Consider the following 230-nt stretch of genomic DNA (forward strand, 5'->3'; position numbering starts at 1 on the left):
ATGGTGGCCTGATCGGCCTCCTCGACAGGCACGTCGAGGACGATGTTGCCTTTCTCGATCACCAGGATGCGATCGGCGACGTCCAGGGCGAAACTGAGCACCTGCTCAGAAACGATGATCGACAATTTGCGCTGGTCGCGGATCGTGCGCAGGGTGCGCGCCATTTCCTTGATGATGCTGGGCTGGATGCCTTCGGTGGGTTCGTCCAGCAGCAGCACGCTGGGATTGCT

The 230-nt window shown here is 60.4% G+C and carries 1 pseudogene; it reads right to left on the reverse strand.

What is annotated here, in order from left to right:
• Positions 1-230 (reverse strand): annotated as a pseudogene (locus Q4563_RS23260) (ABC transporter ATP-binding protein); the annotation flags it as partial.

Source organism: Gilvimarinus sp. 1_MG-2023 (assembly GCF_030548285.1).